Origin of the sequence: Variovorax glucosi (genome assembly GCF_051216695.1) — a bacterium.
In the GTDB taxonomy this organism is placed as follows: domain Bacteria; phylum Pseudomonadota; class Gammaproteobacteria; order Burkholderiales; family Burkholderiaceae_C; genus Variovorax.
In genome coordinates this window covers 1-1317 of sequence record NZ_JBPJZE010000146.1, presented here as the reverse complement: position 1 = coordinate 1317, position 1317 = coordinate 1, and the positions used below count along the sequence as shown (strand labels likewise).

The 1317-nt window shown below is 64.2% G+C and carries 2 protein-coding genes; both read right to left on the bottom strand.

Annotated elements, in window-relative coordinates; translation table 11 throughout:
* A partial coding sequence (locus tag ACSFA3_RS23710; RefSeq protein WP_435507864.1) for a hypothetical protein occupies window positions 1–269 on the bottom strand: 269 nt, incomplete at its 3' end.
* 60 nt (window positions 270–329) lie between these two features.
* Window positions 330–1317: ShlB/FhaC/HecB family hemolysin secretion/activation protein (locus ACSFA3_RS23705; protein WP_435507863.1), on the bottom strand; the 988-nt coding region annotated here is incomplete at its 5' end.

Below are 1317 nucleotides of genomic sequence, written 5' to 3'. Positions count from 1 at the left end.
GCTTTGTACAGGGTGACCGTCGCGTAGTTGAATGCATTCCCGGGCGATGGCCCCAACCGTGTGAAGCGGCCCTCTTCCAGCGCAGCAGGGTCGACTTCGGCCTGCATTCCAAGATGCCTCTGGGCTCGACGGAGAAACGGCGTCTCCGTGTCGAGGAGGAACCGGCGGTAGGCCTCGACGACGGCCTTGGGCTCTTTGGGGACGGAAGTGCATCCAACAGTCGCCGCGCAGAACGTCGCCAGCAAGAACGGCCTGGCGAACGAACTCATGCAGCGATGGGCCCTTGTCTCGATCATGCGAGAACTCTCAAGGACGCGACGAGCGGCGTGTCAGAAGCTCGCATTGAGGTTGAACCCCAAAGTCACCTTCGCAGTGCGATAGCCCTCGGGCTTGCTGATCGGCGCGCCCATGAAGACGTCGTAGTTCAGCCCCTTCCATGCCCCGCGCACGCCGACCACACCGCCTGCTAGGTGATTGCCCAACAGCCACTCGACCGACTTGCCGCCCACGTGGCCGTAGTCGATGCCTGTATAGAGTTCGGCCCCGCTCTGCCCTACGGCCCAGCCGATGTCGTGGCGCAGCAGCCAGCCGCGCTCGCCGAGCAGGCTGGTCTCGCCATCGAAACCGCGCACGGTGTAGCGCCCGCCAATGCCGAAGCGGTCCTGTGACGTGAGCTGGGTCTGGTTCCACTGCGCACGCCACTGGCCTGCGTAGCGCAACTTCTGCTCGCCGAACGTGAAAGGCACGTTGAGGCTCACATCAGCCGTCATGAGCCGAAAGCGGCTGGTGCCTTCGTCGAAAGCCTCCTCGGGTGCTCGCTTGGCACCGAAGGCACCAGTGCCCTGGCGGAACGCGAAAGTGCCATCCAACGTGGCCTCGCCGATGAACTCCTTGTGGCTCAGGCTGGCCTCCCAGCCGCCAACCACGCGGTGCTGGTTCTCGATCTGGGTGTCGTCGATGAAGCTACGCGACTCGCGCCGCAAGGCGCGGATCGAAAGCGTGGTCTTGCGGCGCTGGTCGCGATAGATGAGACGCGAGAGTCTGACTTCGGCGTTGTTGGCCTTGCCGGCGTAGATGTAGTCCTGGGTCAGCCCGGCCACGGTCTGCTGGTACTGGCTGCTCGATGCGGTGAAACCCAGCAGCCAGTAGCCCCAGGGCAGCGAGTAGTGGACGGTCTGGCCCTCGGTGCCGCGGCGCGGGTTGCCCAGGACGTGTCCGTCGATGCTGTGGTTGGCGTTGACGTAGAAAAGGTCGTTGAGGCCGAAGAGGTTGTCGACTGAGGCTGTGGCACAGGTCTGGTACTTGCCGGTGGCTTCG